Origin of the sequence: Rhizobium sp. L43, from assembly GCF_002531725.1 — a bacterium.
Taxonomy (GTDB): Bacteria; Pseudomonadota; Alphaproteobacteria; order Rhizobiales; family Rhizobiaceae; genus Rhizobium.
On sequence record NZ_NWSQ01000041.1, the window covers coordinates 1 to 25,269 of the forward strand.

At 60.7% G+C, this 25,269-nt stretch carries 26 protein-coding genes, 4 pseudogenes and 1 riboswitch; of the genes and pseudogenes, 10 read left to right on the forward strand and 20 right to left on the reverse strand.

The window, feature by feature from the left end; all coding sequences use genetic code 11:
• Positions 1 to 72 precede the first annotated feature (72 nt).
• Entirely contained in the window at positions 73 to 1,029 is a 957-nt protein-coding gene (locus tag CO667_RS31885; protein ID WP_096771901.1) for an IS481 family transposase, read from the reverse strand.
• Between the two features lie 238 nt (positions 1,030 to 1,267).
• Here CO667_RS31885 and CO667_RS36290 point away from each other — a divergent pair, with 238 nt between their 5' ends.
• The 4 genes and pseudogenes from CO667_RS36290 to CO667_RS31900 all read left to right on the forward strand — a co-directional run.
• Complete coding sequence (locus CO667_RS36290; RefSeq protein ID WP_275593055.1) at positions 1,268 to 1,393, forward strand: hypothetical protein; 126 nt, start codon at positions 1,268 to 1,270, stop codon at positions 1,391 to 1,393.
• A gap of 117 nt (positions 1,394 to 1,510) precedes the next feature.
• Positions 1,511 to 2,596: an HlyD family efflux transporter periplasmic adaptor subunit gene (locus tag CO667_RS31890; protein WP_097622114.1), complete on the forward strand. Its 1,086-nt coding sequence runs from the start codon at positions 1,511 to 1,513 to the stop codon at positions 2,594 to 2,596.
• A 27-nt stretch (positions 2,597 to 2,623) separates the two neighbouring features.
• Positions 2,624 to 4,771 (forward strand): peptidase domain-containing ABC transporter, encoded by a 2,148-nt coding sequence (locus CO667_RS31895; RefSeq protein WP_096771902.1) that lies wholly within the window; start codon positions 2,624 to 2,626, stop codon positions 4,769 to 4,771.
• Between the two features lie 71 nt (positions 4,772 to 4,842).
• Positions 4,843 to 5,389 (forward strand): annotated as a pseudogene (locus CO667_RS31900) (integrase core domain-containing protein); the annotation flags it as partial.
• 201 nt (positions 5,390 to 5,590) lie between these two features.
• Here the strand turns inward: CO667_RS31900 and CO667_RS31905 are convergent.
• The 4 genes and pseudogenes from CO667_RS31905 to CO667_RS35125 all read right to left on the reverse strand — a co-directional run bounded on the left by CO667_RS31905 (position 5,591) and on the right by CO667_RS35125 (position 7,305).
• Positions 5,591 to 6,076, reverse strand: a complete 486-nt coding sequence (locus tag CO667_RS31905) for a NifX-associated nitrogen fixation protein (protein ID WP_007635973.1) — start codon at positions 6,074 to 6,076, stop codon at positions 5,591 to 5,593.
• 66 nt (positions 6,077 to 6,142) lie between these two features.
• Positions 6,143 to 6,312, reverse strand: a pseudogene (locus CO667_RS36070) (nitrogenase molybdenum-iron protein subunit beta); the annotation flags it as partial.
• Between the two features lie 25 nt (positions 6,313 to 6,337).
• Positions 6,338 to 6,522: pseudogene (nifH, locus tag CO667_RS31910) on the reverse strand (nitrogenase reductase); the annotation flags it as partial.
• Between the two features lie 603 nt (positions 6,523 to 7,125).
• Positions 7,126 to 7,305 carry a hypothetical protein gene (locus CO667_RS35125; protein ID WP_096771904.1) on the reverse strand — a complete coding sequence of 60 codons (180 nt, stop codon included), beginning with the start codon at positions 7,303 to 7,305 and terminating at the stop codon, positions 7,126 to 7,128.
• Positions 7,306 to 7,820: 515 nt separating this feature from the next.
• On the opposite strand from CO667_RS35125, the gene CO667_RS31925 reads away from it, so the two are divergent.
• Positions 7,821 to 8,156, forward strand: a complete 336-nt coding sequence (locus CO667_RS31925) for a helix-turn-helix transcriptional regulator (RefSeq protein ID WP_007635986.1) — start codon at positions 7,821 to 7,823, stop codon at positions 8,154 to 8,156.
• Positions 8,149 to 9,396: a type II toxin-antitoxin system HipA family toxin gene (locus CO667_RS31930; RefSeq protein WP_096771906.1), complete on the forward strand. Its 1,248-nt coding sequence runs from the start codon at positions 8,149 to 8,151 to the stop codon at positions 9,394 to 9,396. The genes CO667_RS31925 and CO667_RS31930 overlap by 8 nt, the downstream gene beginning before the upstream one ends.
• 196 nt (positions 9,397 to 9,592) lie before the next feature.
• Here the strand turns inward: CO667_RS31930 and CO667_RS31935 are convergent, their stop codons facing one another.
• From CO667_RS31935 to CO667_RS31970, 7 genes and pseudogenes are all read right to left on the reverse strand, one after another.
• Entirely contained in the window at positions 9,593 to 10,234 is a 642-nt protein-coding gene (locus tag CO667_RS31935; RefSeq protein WP_096771907.1) for a thiamine phosphate synthase, read from the reverse strand.
• Positions 10,231 to 11,004, reverse strand: a complete 774-nt coding sequence (locus CO667_RS31940) for a thiazole synthase (RefSeq protein ID WP_096771908.1) — start codon at positions 11,002 to 11,004, stop codon at positions 10,231 to 10,233. Before CO667_RS31940 ends, CO667_RS31935 begins: the two co-directional genes overlap by 4 nt.
• Position 11,005: 1 nt before the next feature.
• On the reverse strand, positions 11,006 to 11,203 hold the full coding sequence (gene thiS, locus CO667_RS31945) for a sulfur carrier protein ThiS (RefSeq protein ID WP_007635990.1): 198 nt from the start codon (positions 11,201 to 11,203) through the stop codon (positions 11,006 to 11,008).
• Complete coding sequence (gene thiO / locus CO667_RS31950; protein ID WP_007635991.1) at positions 11,200 to 12,180, reverse strand: glycine oxidase ThiO; 981 nt, start codon at positions 12,178 to 12,180, stop codon at positions 11,200 to 11,202. Before thiO ends, thiS begins: the two co-directional genes overlap by 4 nt.
• Before the next feature lie 2 nt (positions 12,181 to 12,182).
• Positions 12,183 to 12,386: pseudogene (locus CO667_RS31955) on the reverse strand (phosphomethylpyrimidine synthase ThiC); the annotation flags it as partial.
• Between the two features lie 260 nt (positions 12,387 to 12,646).
• Positions 12,647 to 12,777: riboswitch (TPP riboswitch) on the reverse strand.
• Positions 12,778 to 13,899: 1,122 nt separating this feature from the next.
• Complete coding sequence (locus tag CO667_RS31965) at positions 13,900 to 14,313, reverse strand: hypothetical protein (protein ID WP_054186188.1); 414 nt, start codon at positions 14,311 to 14,313, stop codon at positions 13,900 to 13,902.
• A gap of 9 nt (positions 14,314 to 14,322) precedes the next feature.
• Positions 14,323 to 14,871 (reverse strand): hypothetical protein, encoded by a 549-nt coding sequence (locus tag CO667_RS31970; protein WP_054186187.1) that lies wholly within the window; start codon positions 14,869 to 14,871, stop codon positions 14,323 to 14,325.
• Between the two features lie 255 nt (positions 14,872 to 15,126).
• Here CO667_RS31970 and CO667_RS35550 point away from each other — a divergent pair, with 255 nt between their 5' ends.
• From CO667_RS35550 to CO667_RS31985, 4 genes are all read left to right on the forward strand, one after another.
• Positions 15,127 to 15,294: a hypothetical protein gene (locus CO667_RS35550; protein WP_007636000.1), complete on the forward strand. Its 168-nt coding sequence runs from the start codon at positions 15,127 to 15,129 to the stop codon at positions 15,292 to 15,294.
• Positions 15,295 to 15,463: 169 nt separating this feature from the next.
• Complete coding sequence (locus CO667_RS31975) at positions 15,464 to 16,354, forward strand: hypothetical protein (protein WP_239621127.1); 891 nt, start codon at positions 15,464 to 15,466, stop codon at positions 16,352 to 16,354.
• Positions 16,355 to 16,377: 23 nt separating this feature from the next.
• Positions 16,378 to 18,312, forward strand: coding sequence for a flagellar biosynthesis protein FlhA (locus CO667_RS31980; RefSeq protein ID WP_096771911.1), 1,935 nt, complete (start codon positions 16,378 to 16,380; stop codon positions 18,310 to 18,312).
• Positions 18,313 to 18,350: 38 nt separating this feature from the next.
• Positions 18,351 to 19,103, forward strand: coding sequence for a pectate lyase (locus CO667_RS31985; protein WP_096771912.1), 753 nt, complete (start codon positions 18,351 to 18,353; stop codon positions 19,101 to 19,103).
• A gap of 60 nt (positions 19,104 to 19,163) precedes the next feature.
• Here the strand turns inward: CO667_RS31985 and CO667_RS31990 are convergent, their stop codons facing one another.
• The 8 genes from CO667_RS31990 to CO667_RS32025 are packed head-to-tail and all read right to left on the reverse strand — an operon-like array spanning position 19,164 to position 25,267.
• Positions 19,164 to 19,961, reverse strand: a complete 798-nt coding sequence (locus CO667_RS31990) for an EscU/YscU/HrcU family type III secretion system export apparatus switch protein (protein WP_096771913.1) — start codon at positions 19,959 to 19,961, stop codon at positions 19,164 to 19,166.
• On the reverse strand, positions 19,948 to 20,757 hold the full coding sequence (locus CO667_RS31995; RefSeq protein WP_096771914.1) for a flagellar biosynthetic protein FliR: 810 nt from the start codon (positions 20,755 to 20,757) through the stop codon (positions 19,948 to 19,950). The genes CO667_RS31990 and CO667_RS31995 overlap by 14 nt, the downstream gene beginning before the upstream one ends.
• A 10-nt stretch (positions 20,758 to 20,767) precedes the next feature.
• Complete coding sequence (locus tag CO667_RS32000; RefSeq protein WP_004672590.1) at positions 20,768 to 21,037, reverse strand: flagellar biosynthetic protein FliQ; 270 nt, start codon at positions 21,035 to 21,037, stop codon at positions 20,768 to 20,770.
• 59 nt (positions 21,038 to 21,096) lie between these two features.
• Positions 21,097 to 21,750, reverse strand: a complete 654-nt coding sequence (gene sctR, locus CO667_RS32005; protein ID WP_088396743.1) for a type III secretion system export apparatus subunit SctR — start codon at positions 21,748 to 21,750, stop codon at positions 21,097 to 21,099.
• Positions 21,750 to 22,769 (reverse strand): FliM/FliN family flagellar motor switch protein, encoded by a 1,020-nt coding sequence (locus CO667_RS32010; protein ID WP_096771915.1) that lies wholly within the window; start codon positions 22,767 to 22,769, stop codon positions 21,750 to 21,752. The genes sctR and CO667_RS32010 overlap by 1 nt, the downstream gene beginning before the upstream one ends.
• Positions 22,766 to 24,085 (reverse strand): FliI/YscN family ATPase, encoded by a 1,320-nt coding sequence (locus CO667_RS32015; protein WP_088396741.1) that lies wholly within the window; start codon positions 24,083 to 24,085, stop codon positions 22,766 to 22,768. Before CO667_RS32015 ends, CO667_RS32010 begins: the two co-directional genes overlap by 4 nt.
• Positions 24,078 to 24,641 carry a type III secretion system stator protein SctL gene (sctL, locus tag CO667_RS32020; protein WP_096771916.1) on the reverse strand — a complete coding sequence of 188 codons (564 nt, stop codon included), beginning with the start codon at positions 24,639 to 24,641 and terminating at the stop codon, positions 24,078 to 24,080. The genes CO667_RS32015 and sctL overlap by 8 nt, the downstream gene beginning before the upstream one ends.
• The gene (locus tag CO667_RS32025; RefSeq protein WP_088396739.1) at positions 24,638 to 25,267 is read right to left on the reverse strand and encodes a hypothetical protein; all 630 of its coding nucleotides are present in this window, start codon (positions 25,265 to 25,267) and stop codon (positions 24,638 to 24,640) included. The genes sctL and CO667_RS32025 overlap by 4 nt, the downstream gene beginning before the upstream one ends.
• Positions 25,268 to 25,269: the final 2 nt, after the last annotated feature.

A 25,269-nucleotide genomic window follows, 5' to 3' on the forward strand; every position in this document is an offset into this window, starting at 1 on the left:
CATCTTGGTTGTCGCGCTGCAGTTTGTCGTGCTTGCGACAGCGTGATGTGCGTTTTGGCATGTCTCGGCGCTCTAGGTGTGGAGCCTCAACAGGTTGTCCTTGATCAGGCCGAGTCTACTGACGGGCGGTTTGGATTGTAGGCTGCCGTGCGGGCGATGCCAATTGTAACGGTGGAGCCAGAGCGGCAGGTCGGCGGCGCGCTGCTGCGAGGTTTCGTAGGCCTTGGCATATGCCCATTCGCGCAGTGCGGTCTGGACGAGGCGTTCGGCCTTACCATTTGTCTTCGGCGTATAGGGTTTGGTGCGGATGTGTTTGATGCTGAGCCGCCGCAGCGCCTTGGCGTATCGATGGGAGCGGAAGCTTGTGCCGTTGTCGGTCATGACGCGCTGGACCTTGACGCCATGGGCTTTGAAGAAGCGCAAAGCATTGAAGAGAAAGCGCAGACAGGAGCGTCGCGTCTCGTCGGGTAATATTTCCAAATAGGCCAGGCGTGAGTGGTCGTCGATGGCCAGATGGACGTATTCCCAACCGATGCCGCGGCTGTTGCTCTGCCCCGTGCGATCGCCGGTGATGCGGTGGCCGGTTCGGTTGAATTTGCCGAGTTTCTTGATGTCGATATGGATGAGTTCGCCGGGCTGGTCGCGTTCGTAGCGCCGCACCGGCTCAGCCGGGGCCAAGGCCTTGAGCTTGTTCAGGCCAAGGCGCTTGAGAATGCGGCTGACTGTGGCTGGCGAGACACCCGTCTCCTTGGCGATGTGTTGGCCGGTCATGCGCAGGCGGCGTAACGTCTCGATCCGGGCGGCGGTGGCCTGCGAGGTCGGATGATACAGGCGGTGCGGTCGGGAACTGCGATCATTGAGACCGGCCTCGCCCTCCCGTCGATAGCGTCTTACCCACTTATAGACAGTCTTCACGCAGACGCCGAAAGCCGCAGCGACGGCCATCGGTCGCTGTCCTTCCATCAGCACGCGGTGCGCAATTACCGCTCGACTGAGCGGCGTGAGGCGGGCATTCATATGGATGTCCATTCGGTCCCCCGAGAATCACTGAAGCTTCGACAACCTCAGCTTTCCCGGTCCGGATCGAATGGACAACCTATTGGAAGCTCACATCTAGGGCAGCCATTGTATAACATGCAGAACAGTTTTCTGATGCTTTTCGCTCTTTCTGCATTGGCACGAATCTTGAACCTTTTTGTTGCGCGCCGCTAGGAGCTCCCAACGGGGCCTTGGCATCTTCTCAATCCAGCTCTGAACGGAGACACCAATGATGAACAACATGGCAGCCTATCGTGTAACTGAATTAACCCCTCAAGAAGCAGCTGAAACCTCCGGAGGTTGGTATTTTTGGGTTTACGTGTTTTTGCGACGTTACGGGCACTTGTTTGGTTGATACAAAGCGAGCTGGCTCTCGATGGCTCCTAGTGACTACAGACTAGCAGTTCCCCTTTCTGCTGAAACGGCCAGCTGCACCGCAGAAAGCATACTGTCGCGACGATCAGGACGATCCCTGAGCATTTATAGGGCGATCTTGCTCTTCGTCGTCGCGGCATTTGGCTCACTGCCACTCGTCACCATACCGGTCTCCATGCAGAGTGCCGGTACTATTCGCCCGATCGTGGAGAAGACGCCCCTGATAGCGCCCGTCTCCGGACGCATCTCCCGTGTCCTTGCCTTTGAGAACGATCTCGTTGCTAAGGGGAAGGAAATAATCGCCTTTGACGATCATGTAATCGAGGAAAAGCTCAGCGGCGTTTTAGCCGACATTCATGCCAAGAGCGATCTTGCCCATGACTTCCAAACGCTGATTTCTTCCGGCGCAAGGATCAGCGTCTCGTCCCCCCTACAAACCGAATCCGCGACGGCTGAAAGGGTGCATTTTCTCAACTTGCTGCGCGAGAACCAATATGCGCGCAGTAACGCCGCGGCGGAACTCGACCGCGCAAAGCGACTTGTCTCGGCTGCTGCGGCGCCGGCGAAGGCCGTTGACGAGAAGGCTTTCGCTCTCCAAAATATCGAGGTCCAAGGGGAGATCCTCGTGCGACGCAAAACCGCTGATTGGAACCAGAAGCTCCTTGATGCTAACCTGCGCTTAAAGGAACTCACGGCCACCTTGCATCAGCTCGAGCACGAACGGGACCTGCACCGCATCCGCGCCCCAGTATCGGGTGCTCTCGAGCAGTTCTCCGGCCTCGCGCACGGAAGCTACGTTCAGATCGGGCAAACCGTTGGTTGGATCTCGCCGAACGACGATCTGGTGGCGGAAATCTACGTCTCCCCCAACGACATTGGCTTTGTGCAGGCTGGTCAGCCGGTGCGGCTCCAAGTGGATGCCTTTAACTACAACCAATGGGGTGTCATCAAAGCAAGGGTGCTCGAGGTGGCGCAGGACTTCACTCTGCATGACGGGAACCCGGTCTTCAAGGTCCAGTGCGCGCTCTCTCGCAGCGATCTCGCGCTAAAGAGCGGGGCCATCGGCCACCTGAAGAAAGGAATGACCGTGCGGGCTCGCTTTCTGTTGGCCAATCGCACTCTCCTGCAACTGCTCTACGACGAGGCAGACGATTGGCTCAACCCGATGCTGGCGGGGCGCTAATATTGTCCCAACAGTCAGCGAGCCTCCATGTCGAGTAAGGCCATTAAGTTCAAGCAGCGTGACATCACGGATTGCGGCGCCGCCAGCCTTGCTTCTGTCGCAGCCTTCTACGGCTACAAGTTGCCATTGGCGCGCATCCGCCAGTATGCGTCGACCGACCGCTCCGGTACGAGCGTGCTGGGGCTCACGGAGGCGGCGCAGAAGCTGGGCTTCATCGCGAAAGGCGTCAAAGGTGGCTTCGACAGCTTGTACAAGATCCCTAAGCCCGCTATCGCGCACGTCGTCAAGGAGGGCCTGCACCATTTCGTAGTGGTCCATGCGATCGACGCCAAGTGGGTTATCGTCATGGACCCGGCCTTTGGCGAAATCTGCAAAGTGCCGCATCAGGAATTCATGGAGCAATGGACCGGCGTCCTGGTTCTGCTGGTTCCGGCAGACACATTCAATCGCCGAGACGAGACCACGTCGCCCCTCGCCCGCTTCGCCCGCCTACTCGCGCCACACCGCATGGTGATGGCGCAGGCTCTCGCCGGCGCGCTGGTGACGACCGTCCTCAGTCTCTCGACGGCGATCTACGTTCAGAAGATCGTTGATCACGTGATCCCAGCGGGAAACCGCAACCTGCTCAACTTGATGAGCATCGCAATGCTGCTGATCCTAGTGATACAGATCCTGATCAACCTCCTAAGAGGCCGACTCGTCCTGCAGACGGGGCAGAAGATCGACGTCTGCTTGATCCTCGGCTATTACAATCACATCCTGGCCCTGCCTCAGAAGTTCTTCGACAGCATGCGCATGGGAGAAATCGTGTCGCGCATGAACGACGCTGTGAAAATCAGGAGCTTCCTGAACGACGTTTCGATAAACATGTTTGTTGACGTTTTAATGATACTGTTCTCGTTCGGGATGATGTTCATCTATTCTTGGAATATTGCTTTGATCGTGGCGCTCGCCATTCCAATGTACATCCTGGCATATTGGGCCATTAATCGGATGAACAGAAATCTCCAACGTGTCATCATGGAAAATGACGCCAAACTCGAGGCGCAACTGGTAGAATCACTCGGAGCCGTCTCCACCATTAAGACTTCCGGCGTCGAGAGCTTCGCAAACTTCAAAATGGAGACCCGCTTCGTAAAGATGCTGCATTCCGTTTACAGCTCCGGGCTGATCTCAATCTGCGGCGACAACGCCTCGACGTTCCTGTCGGTCCTGTTCACCATCGTGCTGATGTGGTTTGGAACCACGCTTGCGCTCGAACAGGCCGTCACGCCCGGCGAATTGCTGTCCTGCTATACGTTGCTTGGCTATATCACCCGGCCGGTCACCCGCCTGATCCAGACCAACCGGATCGTTCAAGACGCGTTTATCGCGGCGGATAGACTTTTCGAGATCTTTGAACTGGAGTCGGCAAGCAGCAGCGGCATCGATGCCACGAAGACCGATCTCGGAGATATTCGCCTGGAGAACGTCACGTTCCGCTATGGCGCGCAGGCGGAGGTTTTCAGCGATCTAAGCGTCTCCTTTCGCCAAGGAGAGTTGACGGCCGTCGTGGGTGAGAGCGGCTCGGGCAAAAGCACCCTTGCGGCTCTGCTGCAGAATGTCTACCAGCTTGAGGATGGATGCATTCGGATCGGCCGATATGCCCTCCAGGACCTCTCGAGCGCATCACTGCACAAGGTCATGGCTGCAGTACCGCAATCGATAGACGTCTTCTCTGGTTCCGTGATCGAGAACATCGCCCTGGGCGAGTTCGAACCGGAGTTCGATAAGATCGTACGTATCTGTGATCGAATAGGACTGCGGGAGTGCATCGAGCGCTGGCCCGGGCGGTTCCAGGCCCATCTGGGCGAGAACGGGGTTCGCCTCTCCGGAGGTGAGAAGCAGCGCCTCGCATTGGCTCGGGCCCTGTACCGGGATCCCGACGTTCTAATCCTTGACGAAGCGACCTCCTCCCTGGACTCGGCAGCCGAAGAGTTTGTGCTGCGGGTTGTGGAGGATCTGTCTCGCGCTGGGAAGACCATCATAGTCATCACTCATCGGTTGAGGACCGTTCGTGGGGCGGACAATATTGTGGTCCTGGACAAGGGGCGGGTCATCGAGGAGGGAAAGCACGCTGACCTGCTGAAAACTGATGGTCCTTACGCTCGATTGTGGCGGGCGCAAAGGTCTTGATCCGTGTAGGCCATGTCGGCTCGAAGCTGGGATTTTGTCCAAGTTGAAAAACGGTTGCGAACGTCATGGTTTATCGGCGACTGTTCGTCCTGCTTCGGCGGGAGGGAGAGCCGCCTGGGGTCAACCGCATCTACCCTCTCTATTGCGAAGAAGGACTTTTCGTTCGCAACCGGAAAGCCAGGCGGCATGCTGTCGGCGCGCGCGCCCCGGTCCTGGTCGAAGCGAAAGCCGATGCCCGCTGGTAGCTGGATTTCGTTCACGACCAGTTCGCTTGCGGAAGGCGGTTTCGCGTGCTCAACCATCGTCGACGATGTGACGCGCGAATGCCTGGCGGCGATCCCGGACACCTTGATCTTGCGTCGCCGCGTCGCTCGAGAGCTGACGACCCTCATCGAACGACGCGGCAAACTCGCAATGATCTCTCGGACAAGACCTCGAATGCCACCCTTGCCCGGTCGAAAGATCAAAAGGTCGAGTGGCACGACATCACGCCGGGAAAGCAGATGCAAAACGCTTATGTCGAGAGCTTCAACGGCAGATGCGCGACGAGCTGGTCAACCAAAGCAGCCTGTTCCTCGCCCGCCAAATGCACGAAGCGCCATTGCCGAATGCGCTGAGCAGCCAATACACGTCGCTTGATCAGTGCTTGTAAGATACGCCGGAGCCAAGAGGAGCCGTAACGAGTAGTGAACGCACTGTCATGCGGGCTCCTCCATGTCGCCCCCCCGCGCCAAGAGCTGTAAGGTCCCCTTTGATCGGCTTTGATTGCTGGCCAGATTAGCGAAGAATTCCGCCCTATATGAGCCATTTCAACCGCACTCAAACGCGCGCTACATCTGAATAGGTCTTAATTGTTGTTAAGCCATTATCGACCAGGCCAGTTCCCGCCTCGGCAAGCTTTCGCAGGTTGTCGAAGCCAAATCGATGCACGTCGCGGAGCGTCTTCGACAGTACGACGAGCCGCCCAGCCGTAAGTAATATCCGACCGAATCCCTCATGGTTCACAGTCAACACCGGTGACGCGATCAGTCCGGACTGCTCCTCTATAGCAAGTGCCACAGCGGCATAGAAGATCTCAAGCCGCCACTGCACCTCCAGGTCAGGTCCCCCGATGAGAGGAATCGCCCTACGCTGCTGCCTCGTCACGATGAAATCACAGACCAAATCGGTGTCCGATTTTTCTTGCCACAATTCAAAGGTGTCTTGAGCACGCATCAGTCGCAAGAGACACTTAACGAAAGGCGTGCCGAGAGCGTCTTTCTCATCTAATCGAGCATTGTCGGGGACAGGGGTGACGTTTGACATCAGCTTAAAATCCTCCTGAGTGCTGGATGCGGTTTAACTACGGCCACACCCGCCTCCGATAACACCTTCCTTAAAATGGTGCGACAAATGGGACCTGTGGCGGGACGCAACTTGGCCCGGCGAAAGACATAGCCCCCTCGAAGCCGGGCGGCCGCAACAACACCGGCAAGCGGCTGGCATGCGCCGGCGGGGTTGACGAAAAGCGCTTCACAAGCGAGATTTCCGTCTCGATATTTCAGTGGCGGTATGTTTCTCCGCGAACTCCAGATCCTCAACCGGACCTATTCGCCGCCAGGTCTAACACCGTGTCCTGGGCTTTCGGATTTAGATTAGGCGGGTGGAATCAGCTTCTCGAGGTCGACAAGGGCAGTGGGAGTATTTTGAGAGGCAGTGAACTTGCCGATACCCCCCTTTCCGTAGAGTGCGAATTGACGCAGACCTGCCATGTATTTCCCTTTCAAGATTCAAAAGACTTCGACCGTACGCGACACGTTCCACCAGGGGGATTGCTCGCCGCCTAGTTCTGGGAGTTCAAGACTCATGCCAGTCTCCTCCGGTGAGTTTCGGAACACGGAATCTGTAATTTTTCCAGCCTCTTAGCTAGCCTATGAAGGATTAATCGAGGACAGCATTGTCGTGAACCGGACAAGATGCGGTGGGGATCGTAACGGAGATGTAACATTGAAGAAATGGCATACCGGTGCAGCGGCGGAAGCCCATCTCTCCGGCCACGTCAGCAACCAAATGCCACTTAGGCGCAATGTCCGGGCGCTTGCGAGGTGCAGCCGGCCGATCTTCGCTGCTTGGCGATTAAACGGCGCGTCCCAGTGCTCCCTGGATCCCTGGATCCCGGCTTTAGACATGATCTCCTTCGTGCGTGAGACGATGGGCTCCGAAACCCGCATGCATCACTGGCCGAAGCTCCACTCCTCGATAGTTGGCGCCGTCGTTGGAGGGGAATGCCGCGGGCATATGGAATGCGGCATTGGCCGCCGCGACGCCGACAACAGCTCACCAATGCTATGAATTCCCACAGTGAACGGCGCTTGTTAGACGTAGCCGGCAAAGGAGAAGCTCACGAAGGTCAGACGGCCTTTCTGGGCTGGGCCTGGTCCGATGCCGACCGGATCGACCGGCTGCAAGGTTTGTAAAGACCGTTTCAACAACCAGCCCCTCGGCGCTTCGGCAGCGTGTATCTGAAGCTGCTGGCGTGCATCGGCCGCGTTCACTCTCTATTCGCCAGAACACGGCACCTGGGGAATCATCGCATCCGGCACGACCTAGCTGGCCGGTTCCGCCGGCGCCGGCAAGAGGATGACTATGGCAGGGACCGTCATGGAACAGCGCCCGCTCGGCATGACCGCTGAGGCGATTTTCGCTGTTCCCGGTCATTTGCTTTGCACAGCCCGGAAGAGCGTTTTTGGTACCTTATGCGAACGTTCGCAACTTTATCAGGGACAAGCGGGACCTGGCGGCAAGCGGGACGCCGAACGATATCGACTCCACCATCTTTGACGTTGCCAAAGATACGGTTCACTTCCCGCTTGCTTGCTTGCTTGCTTGCTTGCTGATGAAGTTTAGGGTGAGAATTGGACACCGCTAGTTATTCGCAGGATTGCTCGGCAAACGAACCAGACGGGGTGGCGCTCGACGAAACAATCGGCTTTTCTACCTGACCATCCCTCTGGCAAAATTGTCATCTTCGTGCTACATATTGGGCTTATCTGCAGTGCGAAGGTGACAAATGCCTACACCTCATAACCCTCCGGCCGCTGTGCGGCGCGCGCTGCGCAAACTGGGCGCAGACATCCACGACGCACGTCGACGTCGCCGCCTGCCTATGGCGGTAGTAGCCGAACGTGCCTTCACCTCACGCTCAACGCTTCAAAAGATCGAGGCCGGCGACACCAATGTCAGCATCGGCATCTATGCAGGCGTCCTCCAGGCACTCGGCCTGCTAGTTGGGCTGAGCCAAGTCGCCGACATCAGTAACGACAGCGTCGGCCAATCTTTGGCCAGTGCGGAGTTGCCCAAGCACGCTCACCCAAAGCGATCGCCGGGATCGTCACGCGATGGCTGATTTTGAAGTTCATCTCGACCTTCACGGTCACACCCGTCCGATCGGACTGGCGCGAAGCAATCGCGTCCGTGGTGCCGAAACGATCGTGTTTGAGTATGACCGTGCCTGGCTAGAGGACCCCGGCCGCTTCTCGCTGGAGCCCGCTCTAGCTCTGAGCCGGGGAGCGTTCGCCCCACCCGCCGGCCTCGCAAACTTTGGCTCTATTGGTGACTCAGCACCCGATACGTGGGGCCGACGCCTCATGCAACGCTCGGAAAGGCGCATGGCTGAGCGCGATGGCCGGGCCGTTCGTACGCTGGCCGAAAGCGACTATCTGCTTGGGGTCGCCGACGAGACACGGCTCGGCGCCCTCCGGTTCCGCCGGGTTGGCGACGAGGAATTCCAGGCGCCGATCCGTGCCGGCGTTCCCGCCCTCATCGAGCTCGGCCGCCTACTGCAGATCACCGAACGTATTCTGCGCGATGAGGAAACCGACGAAGACGTCCAACTTATCTTCGCGCCTGGCTCCTCGCTTGGTGGAGCGCGTCCGAAGGCTTCTGTTATCGATCAACATGGCCATCTCTCGATCGCCAAGTTTCCTAAGGAAACCGACGACTACAGCATGGAGACATGGGAAGAGGTCGCTCTGCAACTGGCTGAACAAGCCGGCATTGTCACGCCCCTCCACGAGCTCATCGACGTCGCCGGCAAGAAGGTCATGCTCTCGCGTCGCTTCGACCGTGATGGTGCTGTCCGGATCCCCTTCCTGTCCGCGATGGCGATGATGGGCGCAAAGGACGGCGAGCGTGGAAGCTATCCGGAGATCGTAGACGCCTTGGCCGAACACGGCGCGCAGGGAAAGACCGATGCGCACGCGCTTTATCGCCGCGTCGCCTTCAATGTGCTGATTTCCAACGTCGATGACCACCTGAGAAATCACGGCTTTCTGTGGCTCGGCAAAGCCGGCTGGTCGTTGTCCCCTGCCTATGACCTCAATCCAGTGCCTACTGACGTCAGGGCGCGCGTCCTGACGACCAACATAGATCTTGATGAGGGCACCTGCTCCCTTGATCTGCTGGAAGAAACTGCCGGGTTCTTCGCGCTCACGCTCGCCCAGGCTCGCGCGATCATTAAGGAAGTCGCGACCTCCACAGCAAGGTGGCGCGAGACCGCAAAGGCGGTCGGTGCGCAGTCAGCCGAGATCAACCGTATGGCTAGTGCGTTCGAGCACGATGATTTGCAGCGAGCGCTAACTCTATGAAGAGAGCCTTACTCCAAAGTTTCGACCCGCCCTCGGCCAGCCCGATCACTGAACCAAATTGCGGCATCGTTGCGTTGCAAAGATCGGGTGTCCGATAGTAACCTTCCGATGGTGCCTCAGTCAGCGTCTGAACCAGCGAGCGGTGGTCGCGAGCCCCTGACGCATCCGCCTTTTGGTCCTCTTTATTGTTGCCTTTTCATTGTAGAGAGCCCAGGTGCGGCCTCTCAGTCACGGACCGCCAAGGCGCGGTCGCGGCCAGCCACTGTCGTGTGCGGGCTTCGGGATCGGGGTTGCGGGTGATATCGGTGACCACGGCAGCGGTATCGGCGCCGTTTTCCAGTACCAGCGGCGCGCGCTCGGCGGTGATCCCGCCGATGGCAACGAGCGGCATCGGCCCGACACGCCGCCGCCAGTTCGCAATGCGTTCGACGCCTTGTGGCGTCCATCTCATCTCTTTGAGCACCGTGGGCCAGACCGGTCCGAATGCCACGTAATCCGGACGGGCGGCCAGCGCCGTCTCTAGTTCCGCCATGTCGTGCGTGGAAAGGCCGAGCTTCAGGCCGGCGCGGCCGATTGCAGCCAGATCGGCTGCCGCCAGATCCTCCTGCCCGAGATGGATGAAATCGCATCCCTCATCGATCGCGAGCTTCCAGTAATCGTTGACGATCAATCGGCAGTCCGCTGCCGCGCAGGCGGCTTTCGCACGCCGGATCTCCTCGCGAAGCACCGGCTCTGGCTGGTCCTTGATGCGCAGCTGGACGAGTTTGACGCCGAGCGGCACGAGACGCTCGACCCAGTTGGCGCTGTCGACGATGAGATAGAAGGGATCGAGCTTCATGAAAAGACGGCCTTTCCGATGACGGGAGTGGAAGGAACGGCCATGTCGCGCGGCTCCAGCGGCACGGCGCCATGCGCGATGCGGCCGGCATTGATGGCAAACGCGAAGGCCTCGGCCATGGCGGCGGGATCACCCGCGCCGGCAACGGCGGTGTTCAGAAGAACGGCATCATAGCCGTATTCCATGACGGCGGCGGCATGAGATGGGCGGCCGATGCCGGCATCAACGATGAGCGGCACATCCGGAAAATGTGCTCGGAATGCCCGCAGCGCCATCGGGTTCACCGCTCCCATGGCAGAGCCGATCGGCGCGCACCAAGGCATCAGGACGCGGCAGCCGGCGTCCAGCAGCCTTTCGGCGACGACAAGATCGTCGGTCGTATAGGGGAAGACGTGAAAGCCCTCGCCGGTCAGGATGCGTGCCGCCTCGACGAGGCCGAAAACATCGGGCTGCAGCGTATCGTGATGGCCGATCACTTCGAGCTTGATCCAGTCGGTGCGGAAAACATCGCGCGCCATCTTCGCCGTCAGCACAGCCTCCTGCACGCTGTGGCATCCGGCCGTGTTGGGAAGCACGCGCACATCAAGCTCGCGGATCAGCTCAAAGAAGGCGCCGCCCGCCTTGCCGCCGACGGCCTCGCGCCGAAGCGAAACAGTTACAATTTCGGTCTTCGATCGTCTCACTGCTTCCGCAAGCACGGCCGGAGACGGGTAGCGGGCGGTGCCAAGCAGCAGCCGGGAATGGACCTCGACGCTGTAAAGTTTCAGCATCTTAGCCTCCTTGCATCGGTGAGAGAATTTCAATGCGGTCGCGCTCGCCAAGCATGAAATCGACGCGATCCTCGCGGTGTACCAGTTCGCCGTTCACCGCGGTTGCGAGCCACCCGCCTTCGTAGTCCAGAGCGAGAAGCAGATCTGCGAGCGTCGCGGCCGCGACCTGTTGTTCCTCGCCATTGATGATGAAGGTCATGGCGCCCTCCTTTCCGTTTGTTCTGTTAGAAGAAGCCGCGCCACCTCTCCGGCCATGGCCGGCGCCAGCAAAAAGCCATGGCGATAGAGGCCGTTGACATGGAGGGTGTGTTTCTCCTGCGTCACGCGCGGTAGATTATCGGGATAAGCGGGCCGCACGCCTGCGCCTGTTTCCGTGACGCGTGCCTCGCCGAAGGCGGGATGCATCGCATAGGCAGCATTCAGCAACTCCATCAGCGAACGCGCGGTAATCGGCCCCGCATCGTCACTTTCGATCATCGTCGCACCGACCATGAAGCAGTTCTTTTCGCGCGGCACGATATAGATCGGGTGGCGCGGATGCAGCAGGCGGACGGGGCGAGAAAGGCTGACCTCGCGCGTTTCGACGCAGAGCATCTCGCCTCGAACACCACGCAATTCGGGCAGTTGGCCAATCTGGGCGGCACCGGTGCAGTCGATCACCCGGTCATAATGGGCAACGTTCGCATTGCCCGTGACGCCGAACACGAGAAGCACGCGGGCGTTCTCCAGTCCTGCCGCAAGTCCCGAGAGCGCCTGCCGTGGATCGAGGTGCGCTTCCTGCCGGAAGAACAACGCCCTGCGGAAGCGGCCGGCGAGATCAGGCTCCAGAGCTGCGATCGCCGCCTCGTCCAGCCATTCCCATCCGCTTGTGCGGCGGGAAAAGCGGTCCAGCTCGGCGGTATCTCGCCCACCCGCGACCACCAGCGTTCCTCGGCGTTTGACGTGGCCGGGCAATGCTGCCTCCCACCAATCGGCGGCATTACGACCGAGCGTCAGCACCGGTTCCTCCGCACTTTCCCGTTCGCACCACGGGGCGAGCATGCCGCCGGCAAGGCCGGAGGCGCCGCCCCCGACCTTGTCGGCCAGCTCCGTAAGGGTGACGCGGAAGCCTTGGCGATAAAGCTGCCAGGCCACGGTGAGGCCGGCAACGCCGGCCCCCTTGACAAGAACGCGCATGGTCATCCTCCAATCGGTATTTTAGCGGCCTCTACGACCGACATGTAAAGTTCGCCGCCCTGTCGGTATTTCGCCGCCATCGCGTCCAGCCCCTCCTTCTGCGCCTCGGCGCGGATGTTGTGCGATATGCGCATCGAGCAGAAATGCGCCACCTTGTGCGCTTCCTTCGGCAAGGTCTCGTCACGGTAGCTGCGGGCGGTGTCGGGATGGGAGGAATCATAGACGACGAAAGGCGGCTCGCCGGCGGTCGGATGGACGCTGATTCCGCGCATCGGCACGCGGACATGACTGTGGATAACTCCCGGTATGGATCTTCCGCGACACTGGCAGCGGGCCGGTGGTGACGGTTGGGGTGAAGTTTTTTGCGGCAATGTCATAGTTTGAGGCTCCAAATTGAAAGTTGGAGACCCAGTCAGCCGGAATGATGAAAAGACGCCGGCATGGATTCCACGCGTGAATCCGAAGCCTTGGAGCGCTTGCACCGTCCCTACGCCAGTATGAACTGGATCAGGTTCAACGGGTCACTGCGCCACAACAAGCAACACCTTATTGTTCAGCAGTATCTCAGCCCCTTGCCGGGCCCCCCTGGTGAATGCCGCCATGAAAGACCGGAGCTGCCCTTCTGTCAAGCAAGGCCTAATGCATATTTTTCTTGCTCGTCAAGCATGACGGCTTCCCGTCTAAAATCGCCGTTGAAACCGGAAGTCTCCGTGCCTCCGCTAATTGCATTTCACAAGCGCGATATGCGCGCCGCAATAGGAACCTAACTGGCGGATATTCGCCACCTCCACCGAGGCGAGAAATGCCGGGCCCGCCCGTTCCTTAAGACAGGTTCCTTCGGCCCGCGAAGGTGCTTAGCTTTGTCGATTGCGCAGGCTCTCAGTGCGCGAGCGCTTCCGCCACCCGAATCCCACCGGCTGGATCCGAATCGACCCCACAAGCAGCGCGATCACGCCGTCCCCGACGATCCATTATGCGATCTTCGTCCAAAACGTGAGCTCCATAGCAACAAGCCGGAGCGCTGGCCTCGAAATCGCGCCGTGCCACGACGTAGGAACGTCCTGAGCGGAAGCGGATGTCGACTGTCCTCTAGAGCCAATATCGGTTTCTCGGGGGAAGCTTCATGCGGTCGAGGCCTCATTTTTTTGGATATGGTACGCGCGTTGTACTATCGTGGCGGGAAATCCGGAGAGGGGCATGCAATATGGCCAAAGGTTGGTGCTGTGAGCAGCACCTCGGCTGATCATCGGGGCTGCCGCAGTAGGCGCTTCGGGCGGTATAGCCATTGCAGACTTCGAAATTCCTGAACTGCTAATCGCCGCGCTGTTTGAGGGCGTTATCATTGGCATGGCCGTTGAGCAGTTCCTAGCTACGATGAGCAAACAGGCTTGGCGGGAGAAAAACAGATGGCGCTCGGAGGAAACGCGCTGGAATGAGCGTGCCGTACTCGGACCCTGGCTTAAGACACCAGCTGCGGAGCCATTACGGCCGGTCGACGCCGCGGATCAACTCCGTATCGTGATGCGCTCGAAGTTCACCATCCAGCCATTGCTGAACAAGAGGGGAGCCCGGGTAGGTTTCGCATTCGTAACGTGAGCACTAATTTCAAGCTGAGGCTGAACATCAATGATCAAGCGATGACGCGGAACGTTGCATCAGGACAGTGGTTACGCTGGTTCGCTGCCAAGGCGGTTGGTTCATCTGCTGGTTCTTAGCTCTCTACCGGTCGACTTTCTCCGCTGCTTCAAGCGAAAATTCGGCGCGCAATACCGCCTTCTGTGCTCGCGAAAAATCGGCGGCGGCTTGTTCTGCCCGCTCTTGCGCGGCGCACCGGGCGTCTTTGCGCTGCGCAAGCGATCGGCCGGCATCGGCTTCATGGCTGCGCAATACGGATTGTCGCATCAACGCGTCCTGAAGCTTGGCGGCGGAGATAACGCCGCTCTTGCGCAATTCGTCGACGATAGGATTGCCTGCGGCCCGGCTTGCTGCCATGTCGAGCGCTTCGGAGGCTTTCGCTTCCCGCTCCCGCGCGTTTTCGGCGTCCGCCCGCGCCTCGGAGAGGCTGCGGGAAAGATTGTCCGCCCGCAGGCTGCGGATCTCCAGTAACTGCCTGAGAGACTTCAGCGCCTTCATATCAGCCGCTCAGGCACCGTTGTTCGTCGTCAGGATTTCCAGCTGGCCGCCCTTGATGACCTTGATGCTGTCGGCTTCCTGCCGGCTCAGCACGTCTTCGACGGCCTTGGTGAAGACGGAGGGGCCGCGCACCAGCACCAAGCCGCTGGCGGGATCTTCACGCAGTGCATCGTCCGGCAGTAGCGGGAACAGCGCGCGAATGGCGTTTTGCTCGGTCTTCCAGCTGCGGTCGCCGCGATCGAGGACAACGGTGGAGACCTCCTGCTTAGGCGCGATGATGATGCGGCTGCCGTCATAGGCGACGAAGAGATTGCTGGCATCGCCAAGCTTGACGAAGGCCTTGGCTCCGCTTTCTCGGACGGACCAGTGCTCGACCTTGCCGCTCAGCGTCCCGACTGTCGTGACCGGGATGCCAGACATGAAGGACAGCGTCTGGACGACATCGCCAAGCGGCAGGGAGACGACATCCAGGCGCACCTCCCGCTCGCCGGCGCCGGCTGATGGAGGAAAGGAGACCAGCAGTCCGATAGCGGCCATGTAAACAAAACGCGCAAACATCTGAGTTTACCTCACGATCCGGATGCCGCCCGACAACTAATGAACGAAGGAAATCAGGGGGCTGCGAAATCCAGTCTGTTAATAATTATCTGATCTACTGTTGCAGATCATCGGTCCGCTGGGAACAGGACGGATATCCATTTCGCGCAATTGTTGTACATATCGCGAATTAATAACTTTTTAACATAAGCTGTTGAATTCGATCCGGAATTCTGCAAGATTTTGGCCGCCAAAACCATGCAAGGAGTTCAAGACATGGCTACCAGCACTAGTACTTCGACACTCGATGCGGGTATCGGCTCGGCGATTTCCGCCTTCAAGTCGGCCCAGAACGAAGCGACCGCGCAGAGCCTGCAGGTTGCAACTGAAATCACCAAGATCAACGGCGTCGCAAACGCCATCAAGAAGATCGGCCCAGGCTGATTGAAACAATGGCGCGACGGGTTCGCCCGTCTCGCTTCCCCGCTCTCGAAGACAATAAAAGCCGCTCGACGGACGGTTCGGGAACAAGATGGCTATGAATCTAGATCCCTCTTCGCCGACATTCAGAGGTAACGCCGGCAACGCTGCGTCAGGCCGCGGCGGACCGGTCTTGCGTATCACGCGCGCCGGGCGCAGCTCCATTCTGCCGTTGACGGCGGAGCGGCAGGTTGTCGGCGGCAGCGCCGATTGCGACCTGATCATCCTCGGCGCCAAACCGGAACCCGCCTTTGCCATCAGTCTGCAGCGCTCCCGCGGCTCCGACGCGGTGTCGTTTACCGCGCTGCGGGATGACGTGGTGATCGATGGTCATTCCATCCCGCGTGATCGAACGATGAGCCTTACAAAGAGGCAGACCATCTCCTTCGACGGCACGGCCTGCGAACTCGAAGGTCTCGGCGCCGGGCGCGGGCGGTTCGCGCCACGCCGGATTGCGGCTGCCGGCCTTCTCGGGCTGGCGGCGATGCTTTTGCTGGTCGGCCTTTACAACAGCGACGCGCCGGCTCACGAAGGCCCGCCCGTCAGGGTTTCCGCCGCACCCGAACCGGCGCCGTCATCGGCGGCGATCGCTGCCGAAATCCGCCAGGCCATTCGTATGGCTCAGATTCCCCAAGATCTTAGCATCGTCGCCACCGCCGACGAAATTCGCATCGGCGAAGGATCGCGACCTCTCGGCCTGCCTGACAAGACGAAGCTGCGTAGCATCATCGCCTCGATGAGCCGGCGCGGTGGTTCCGTTTCCATCGTCGATCTCACCGCCCTCTCTTCCGGTCTCGACGGCTTCGTCGCCGCCGCCGGCTATACGCCAGTCAGGTTCATCATCGGCTCCGACGGCCGCCGCTACGAGGAAGGCGATGTCGTTGCGAGCGGCTGGCGGATCAAGGAGATCGGCAACGACCAGATGATCGTTTCCCGCGACAGTGAGGACGATACGGTCAATTTCGCCTCCGCCGGCAGTGCCGAGCCGAAGCTCGCCGAAATTTCCAGCAGCGAACAAGAATAGGCGATGGCGTCGGAAGCCGGATCATGAAGGTAAGGTCATCCGCCATCGCCATGCTTGCGCGGCGCACCGATATGCTGCTTGCGGTGTTTTTCGCCTCCGTCGTGACGATGATGGTGCTGCCGCTTCCGACAATCGTTCTGGACGTGCTGATCGCCTTCAATCTCTCCTTCGCTTTCGTGGTGCTGATCACCACGACCTATCTGAAGAGCGTGCTTGAAATCTCGACCTTTCCCGCGGTCATTCTGATCGGCACGCTGTTCCGCCTGGCCTTGACGATTTCCTCGACGCGGCTCGTGCTGGCGGATGCCGATGCCGGCGAGATCATCATGGCCTTCGGCGATTTCGTCGTTGCGGGAAATGTCGTCGTCGGCCTGATCATTTTTCTGATCGTGGCGCTGGTGCAGTTCATCGTGGTGACGAAGGGCGCCGAGCGTATCGCAGAGGTCGGCGCGCGTTTCACGCTCGATGCCATGCCGGGCAAGCAGCTCGCCATCGACAGCGACCTGCGCAACGGCCATATCACCACGGAAGCTGCGCAAAAGCGCCGGTCGCGTCTCGAACAGGAGAGCCAGTTCTTCGGCGCGATGGACGGCGCCATGCGCTTCGTCAAGGGCGATGCGGTCGCAGGATTGGTGATCGTCGCCGTCAATCTCATAGGCGGCCTGGCGATCGGTATCTTCCAGAAGGGGCTGAGCTTCGCCGAGGCTGCCCATCTCTATACGCTGCTGTCGATCGGCGACGGTCTGGTGTCGCAGATTCCGTCGATTCTGATGGCAGTCTCGGCCGGTATCGTCGTGACCCGCGTGTCCGATGACGGCAACGGCAGTCTCGGCAGCGATATCGGCCGCGAACTCTTCCGGGAGCCCCGCGCATTGGCGATTGCGGCGGCGCTGACGATCTGCGCGGGCTTCGTCCCGGGATTTCCGACGAGCGTGCTCGCCGCGATCGGCCTGTGTCTGGCGGGCCTAGCCTTCATGATTCATCGCCGGCGCGCGGGCCCTGCCGCGGCCGGATCGGCGAATGCCGTGGAAAGCGCCAATTCCTATCCGCTCGACAGGGCGAAATATGGCGATCCCGTCATCGCCACCGTCGCGGTGGAAACGCTGGCGCGGCTTGAGGCGATGCGGCTCGGCGAAATGCTGGACGCGCGGATTCGCCTGGCGGCGCGCGCCGTCGGCGTCTCCGTGACGGTGCCGACGTTCAACGCCGATCCCCGCATGGCCGAGGATCTGATCCATCTTCAGGTGGAAAATGTGCCCGCCGGCCTCGTCAACTGCGGTCCTGAACGGACGGCCGAACAGATTGCCGACGACATCGTGCGCATCGTCCGCCGCCATATCGGCGCCCTGTTCAGCGTCGACGACGCGGCACAATGGCTGGGGAGCCTCGAACCGCGTCTCGGCAAACTGGCGATCGACGTCGCCACCCAGGTGCCGCTGATGCTGACGGTCGCGGTCGTCAGGCGCCTGCTGGATTCCGGCGTGACGCTTTCCCAGCCGCGCGGACTGCTGGAAGTGATGCTGCACGCCGGCACCGATCACGCACCGGATGCCGTGGCCGAAATGGCGCGCGCCGCGCTGGTCAAGCAGATCGCCTTCGGGCTTCTCGACCGGCGCGGATTGCTGCCGGCGCTGGTGCTTCCGGCCGAATGGGACCACTTCATCCGGTCCTATGATGCCGCTGGAGCGACCGAGAAGATCGAGATAGCCGAAAGACTGCGCCTGCTGGCCGAAAAAGCCAGGCAGGCTCTCGAGGACACCAACGAGCGGGGTTACGATCCCGTCATCATCGTGCCGGGCGAATGGCGCCTGCTCACCCAGACGCTGATGATCCACCACAACTGCCGCATTCCGGTGCTGGCGGCGGCGGAGATCGACAGGGATATAACGATCGAAACCGTCGGAGAGATCGGGCAAATCCGGAACGCTGCCGGCTCCAAACAGAGGCCAGGCTCATAGAGCAGGTGAAGTAGACGAGACCAACTGGGGTGAATGCAATGTGTGGCGTAGATGGACAAAGGCCCATCGACTTCGACAGAACGTCCCGTTTCGACCTTGAGTCCGGTTGCCTTGGCGGCAGCAATAGGGCCGACACGGATTTCACCGCCATCCGAACCCGCAAGGTTTCGCCCTTCGAAGATTTCTCCGGCAACCCGCCGTTGCTAACTTCCTATGTGCCGAAGTCGCGGGAAACGTCGGAAAACGGCACTGAGTCCGACCCCAAGGATGTGCTGCGCAAGCACATCAACTGGCAGTCAGACTCCAAGAAGGTGGATCCATCCGACGAAAAACAGGCCACGACGGAAAAGCCCGACCTCTCGAAAGAGGGCAGCGTCATCGTGGTCAATGAGCCGATCGTCGTAGATGGAGGCGTGTTCGACGGCAAGGGGGCGACCTATACGGCCTCGTCCAAGCTCGGCAATGGCGGCCAGTCCGAAACCCAATCGCCGCTGTTCATTTTCAAGAACGGCGCGACGCTCAAGAATGTCAATCTCGGCGAGAATGGCACCGACGGCATTCACGTCTATGGCGGCCCGACGCTCGAAAACGTCAATTGGCAGAATGTCGGCGAGGATGCGCTGACGGTAAAAAGCGCCGGCGACGTCACCATCGATGGCGGGGCGTTCTCCAACGGCAGCAACGTCTTCCGCACCGACAGCTCGCTTGCCGGCGCGACGTTCCTGTCCCAGATCACGCTGGACGATGTGAAGAATTGTACGCGTGTGGGTGACAATCAATCGGGCGTTTGAGACGCCCGACGACTGGAACCGCAAATTGAGACCAAGCGGGCGCCTTAGGCTCCCGCTTTTTCATTGCCGGCCAGGCCCTTGCCTGCGCGGCGAGCTGCTACGCATTTCCGCGCCGATCTGCCGGCGCGCCGATTTCAGCTTCGGGTCGCCCTGAGTATCCTTGTATTCGCGCCGCGCCTCCGTCCTGGTCATCCGGTGTTCGTGCCTGAACAGCGCGCGCGAAATGCGAATATCGAAAAACGCCGCCGCTACCATGATGCCGGCGGCAATGACGAGGATCGAGCCGAGGAGATGGGCTGCCGCGGAGAGCGTGCATGCTTCTCTGCAAAGAGGCGACCAGAAGATGCTGTTGAGAAAATAGAGGATCGCACCGCCGCCGGCCGCCGCGAGCAGGACAAACTTGACGAGCCCCTTGACGAACTCAGCGATGCTCGCGAGCGAAAAAAGCCTCTTGATGCCCTCGAACGGATTGAGCCGGTTAAAATCGAAGCTCATATGTTTGAACGATACGAGAAACCCCTGCCCGTCGAGGATCGCGACCAGGATGGTTGCGGCAAGACCCATGGCAAGCGGCAGCCAGATGAGATCGAGCAGCGCCACGCCGGTTTCGCTCAAGCCGACAGTGACGGCGTCGGAGGGGTCGGCCCGCGCGGCGGAGTGTAGGCCGGCATCGAAACTGCGGGTGAAATCCTCGAGGATATCAGGCAAGCCCCAGGTGACGTAGACGGCGATGGCAAGGACGGAGATCGCAACCGGGATTTCCTTCGAGCGGGGAACCTGGCCCTCGCGCCGAAGACGATCGAGCTTCACCCGGCTCGGCGGCAGGGTTTTTTCCTCGGTATCGTCATTTTTGGCCATCGGTCACCTCCAGCATGGCTTTCGCCTCGTTGAATCCATCGATCCAGAGATCGTGGAAATAGCTGGAGATGAAGGCCGTGTAGATCACGAGGATGACCATGACCGCGAAGTTCTTGATGGCCGGCAGGCTGTCGTTCAGCGGGAATTGTTTGGACGAGCGGCCGACGAAGGCGAGCGACAATTCAAACGCGCAGGTGACGATCATGAACGGGGCGGCGAGTAACCCGGCCGCTTTGAACAGCCGGCCGAAAACGCCTGATATCATGTCGAGCGGATCGTCGGGGATAGTGGGCATGAGGTTGAAGAGCGGCCAGAGCTCGAACGACTTATAGAAGATCGTGACCAGATCGATGATGCCGCCGGCACTGACGAAAATCACCAGGGCGATCGACATCATCAGCGAGCCGAGCGGCGCGGTTTCCAGCGCGTTGATCTGGTCGAAGAGATTGGCGGCATTGGCGCCGCGATAGACATCGGTCATATCGCCCGCCGTCTGGGCCGCCCAGAAGGGAATGCCGAGCCCCATGCCGATCAGCGCCCCGAAGCAAAGCTCCTTCATCGAAAGGGCGGCCAGATCGAACCAGGACGTATCTCCGAGAGCCAGCACCGAATAGGCGAAGGCGACGGAGGGCGCCGAAAGGCCGATTGCCAGGCCGAAACGCAGAATGCCGACGATGCTAAACAGCGAGAAGATCGGGAAGATCAGCAGGATCCCGAGCGCACGCGCGGCGCCGAGCATGGCTGCGGCCGGTGCCGCGACCTCAATGCCGACGAGCGGAAGATGATCCGGCCCCATCCGCCTCGCCTCACTGAACCATGGTCGGGAAGTCGTTGAGGATATGAACGGAATGTTCGATCAGCGGCGTTGCCAGCACCCGGCCGAACAGCAGCAGGGTGATGGAGATCACGAAAATCTTGACGATCTGCGCGATGGTCTGCTCCTGGATCTGCGTTGCCGCCTGGAAAATGGCGATGATCAGCCCGAGAAGCGCGGCCAGGCCCAGAATGGGGCCGGCCAAGGCGAAGGTCGCCATGACGGACATGCCGATTTCGGCTGCGACCTGGTCTTCACCCATGACGGCAAGCCTTTCGCGTGGCAGGCACGTGAACCGGGGTTTTCGGGAAGGGGCGATGCTCACTGCGCATAGGACAGCACCAGACCTTCCAGCAATCGCCGCCAGCCATCGATCGAGACGAACAGCAGCAGCTTCAGCGGTGTCGACACCACGGTCGGGGACATCATCTGCATGCCGAGCGCCACCAGAATGGCGGAAACGGCAAAGTCGATCATCAGAAAGGGCAGATAGATCAGAAATCCGATTTCGAAGGCCCGCGTCAGTTCCGAAACGAGGAAGCTCGGCGTCAGCACGGTGATGTCATCGGAGGCAATGGGGGTTGCCGGCGCGTTTGCCCAGATCTTCTGCGACGCCTGCACGAAAAATTCGCGCACCTCGGCGTCGGAAAATTTCAGCATGAAATCCTTCAGCGGTGCCGCCACCTTGATCATGCCGTCCACCATGCCACTGACCGTGCCGAAATCGCCGCTATGGGCGAGCAGCAATTGCCAGCTGTTTTGCAGCACCGGGTTCATCACGAAGGCCGAGAGCACGATGGCAATCGCAAAGACCAGGAGATTCGGCGGCGTCTGTTGGATGCCGATCGCATTACGCACGATCAGCAGGACGACCGAAATCTTGGTGAAGGAGGTCGCGATCACGGCAATAACCGGCAGCATCGAGATCGCCGCCATCGCCACGAGGCTCTGGGCAAGAGGAAAGCTCTGTTCCATCAGTCGTGCAGCGCCGTGACGCGAACGGCGCTCAATCCATCCACGGAGATGATTTCGCCCCGTCCGATAACGCGGCCTTGGGCGATGATATCGACGGCGTCCGACAATGGCCTGTCGAGGTTGAACACATAACCCTCGCCGATCATTTCGAGTGTGCGCAGCGGCAACTCCAGCCGTCCTGCATCGAAGACCAGCTTGATCGGGATGCTGTCGACAGGCGACGGACGCGGCTCGCCCTGCAATTCCTGATCGACGGTTTCATTTGTCATGAAATGCCTCATTGGTCCGGTTGGCGTCGACAGGAGTGGTTCGGTGAGGACCGCGCCTTTGTCCGATCGCATGCAGGTTGCAAGGTAACGTTCACCCGTGATCGCGACCACGGTCTCCGGTGCCCCGCCATCGATGACGATGCCGTCCCCCAACCGCAGGGATTTGATTTCACTGACCGACAGCAGGGCATAACCGCGCCGGATGCTGACCGCCGTCGTCAGGACATTGAGCGTGCGGCGCGGCAGGCGGCTTGCCCAGCCGACCAGGCCGGCAAGGGCGGTTTCATCGAAGCGGCCGCTCAAGGGCAGGCTCATGCCGTTCCAGCCGATGTCGAAGCCGAAATTGCCGCTGACATCCGGCTGCGTCTCGGCGCCGATCTGCAGCAGCGACAGGCTCATGCCGATCCTATTCTCGATTGCCTCGAAAGCCTCGGCGAACAGGTGTTCGACCACGGCCGCCTTTTCAGACGGCGACAGCTTTTCCCATAGGAGCAGCGGTTCCAGTCTTTCCGCCAGCAGCCGCAATGCGCCGGCCGACGCAATCAGCATCTGCTCACGTTTACCGACGTGGCAGAGAATGCCGACCGGATCGGTGGTCCGCGCGGCTGCGATATCGGGGGCCAGCGGGCGAACGGAAAGCGTCTGCTCCCGGACCGGAATTTGCCAGGCGGCGCGCATCATCGTGCCGGAACGGGAAAAGAAGTTCCCGGCCATCGATGCGTGGGGCCATGCGGGCGCGGCGACATTCATCGGACAAGCTCATCGAGGGCTTCGACGATCGCGCCGAACGGCTGCGGCTTGCCCTGGCCGTCAAACAGGAAGCGCTGGATGAGGCCGTGTTTGGCGACGGCCTCGTCGACAGCGGCATCGCGCCCCTGGCGATATTCGCCGACGCGGATAAGCAGTTCCACTTCGTCATAGAGGGCAAGCAGGGCGCGCAGCTTGTCGGCTGCCTGGCGATGGCTCTCGCTCACCACCGCGCTCATCGTCCGGCTTCGGCTGGCCAGAACATCGATCGCCGGAAAATTGCCCGCCCTGGCAATCTTGTCGGAGAGCACGATATGGCCGTCCAGCAGCGACCTGGTTTCTTCGGCAATCGGATCGTCCTGCTCTTCGCCTTCGACGAGGACCGTATAGAAAGCCGTCATCGTGCCGTTTGCGCTGTTGCCGGCGCGCTCGAAGATCTGCGGCAAGACGGCGAATACGGAAGGCGGAAAGCCGCGCCGCACCGGCGGTTCGCCGGCAGCAAGTCCGACTTCGCGCAAGGCGCGGGCCATGCGGGTGACGCTGTCGATGACGAGCAGCACATGTTTTCCCTGCTCGCGAAAATATTCGGCGATCGCCGTTGCTGTCATCACCGCCTTGAACCGCTCCAGCGCCGGGCGATCGGATGTGGCGACAACCAGCGCCACATTCGACGGAACGCCTTCCGGCATGTTGCCGGCAACGAATTCGCCGACCTCGCGTCCGCGTTCGCCCACCAGGGCGCAGACGATCACATCGGCCTTGCTGTTGGCGACGATCTGGGACACCAGCGTCGACTTGCCGGCGCCGGGCGCGCCGAAAATACCGATGCGTTGGCCCTGGCCGCAGGTCAGCAATCCGTCCAGGGCAGCAATTCCCGAGGTAAACGGCTGGCGGATGGGGCGGCGCGACAGAGGATCGACCGGCTGGCCATAGAGCGGCTGCAGGAAGCGCGCGTCCTCGCCGCCGGGATTGGCGGAGGGACGCAGGACATTACCGTGTGCGTCGACGATCGCGCCGATTAGGAAACTGCCGACAGAGACCGTCGGTTCCCGGCCGGTCGGGATGATTTCCGTGCGCTGGGAGATGCCGCGGGTTTCGCCGTGAAGCGAGAGAAGCGCCGTCTCGCCGTCGATGCCGACGACATCGGCAAGGCCGATGCGACCCCTGCCCGGCTCATGCAGTTCACAAAGCTCGCCGATCCTGACCGAGGGGATGAGCGCCCGCACCAGCAGGCCCGACACACTCTTTACGCGGCCGCTCTGCCGCCGCACGTCCGTTTGTTCGAGTGTCCGCTCCATCCGAAGCAACGCGTCAACCATGGACGAGGGCCTCGGTCACGGTGGCGAGCTGGTCTTTCAAGCCGATCTGGCTTCGTCCCGCCGACGTCTCCAGAATAATCTCGCCGGCAGACATCAGCGGATCCGTTTCGATGGTGATGCGGTGATCGATGTCCGCAATTGCCCGGGCGATCATGGCGGCATCGTCGGGGGCGACATGCAGGACGATCTCCTGCGCCTCAGCGGTCTGGGATATGGCGTGGCGGACCAATCGCCTCGTGCGTTCGTCGGCCTCCATCGATCCGAGGATCAGTCCGACCGATTTCAGAACCACCGCCTCGACCCAGCTGTCGAGATTGGCAATTTCCCGTTCGGCTTTTCCGAGCGAGGCGGCAAGCCGTGCGGCGGCATCGCGAACGCCCTGTTCGAATCCGTCGCGATAGCCGTTTTGGGCGGCTTGCTCGCTGGCGGCTGCAAGTGTGGCCTGAGATTGGGCGGCGTCCCGTTGGGCAGCCTCCAGAATTTGCGCCGCCTCTGTGATCTGGCCGAAACTCTCCGCCGGAATGATGCGGTCGTGGCGTGCAAATCCCGAGCTCATCGTCCGGCGCCTTCCTTTAAGGCGGCGACCTCGTCGACGGCTGCCGCCGCCAGGGCGAGCGCCGGGCCCTTTAAGAGGGAAGCCGAGCCGTTTTCAGCCATGTCGCGCCAGCCCGCCGACCGCCAAGCCGCGGAGATCCGGTATTCGTCTGCCAGAAGTGCCAGCATCGACCAGCCATCGGCCTCGACGACCTGCCTTGCCTGCTCGCTCAACAGATCGAGCGGCGGCGTTGCCGCGGAAAGATTGATGTGGCCGAGAGCGAATGCGACCGCTTCCTCGCCGTAGGCGGCCCTGAGCCTCGTAAGGGTCGGGCGATCGACCGCGGGGCAGAAGGCTGCGAGATGATAGGCGAGGCCCGCCCGGAGCGCGGCCGTTGCGCGTCCGTCCGTGGCCATGGAAGTCAGGCGGCGGGCGCCGTCGGCAAACGTGGCGGGATCGCCATGGGCTTCCGCTATCTCAGTGAAAAGCCGCCGATGCAGCCGCGGCGACAGGGTGGATCCGTCGGCAAGGAGCGGCGCGATCCCATCCCATCGGGCGGCCGTCAGCATATCCGCGGAAAGCAGCGCTGCCTTGCGGATCCTCGCCGCATTCGAGATCGCCTCGCCGTCCGCACGCGGCGTGCGCATGC